The organism is Mesorhizobium sp. M4B.F.Ca.ET.214.01.1.1 (assembly GCF_004791545.1).
Classification (GTDB): Bacteria; Pseudomonadota; Alphaproteobacteria; order Rhizobiales; family Rhizobiaceae; genus Mesorhizobium; species Mesorhizobium abyssinicae.
In genome coordinates, this window is record NZ_SRUX01000324.1 from 1 (window position 1) to 279 (window position 279).

At 60.6% G+C, this 279-nt stretch carries 1 pseudogene; it reads right to left on the bottom strand.

The window, feature by feature from the left end:
• Positions 1-43 precede the first annotated feature (43 nt).
• Positions 44-279: pseudogene (locus tag EN857_RS35360) on the bottom strand (hypothetical protein); the annotation flags it as partial.

Consider the following 279-nt stretch of genomic DNA (forward strand, 5'->3'; position numbering starts at 1 on the left):
GCCACCAAAGCGCGCGGCGAACTGGAAGCGGCCAGCTGAGGGGTTATTTGACGGTTACCTTGGCCTTGCTGACAAAGAAGCCATGGCCATTGTCGTCAGAGCAACTCAGCCCCTTGGTCGACGACTGGCATGAAAACGGTCCCTTGCTCCATCTATTGCCGTAGCGCAGCTTGGTCACGTCGCTACAACATCCCTGCTCTCCGGGATTGTTGATGAGCGTGGCGGTCCCCGTCGGGCCCAGGATGACCGTGACGTAGCTGGGCTCGACCCGCGAACAGC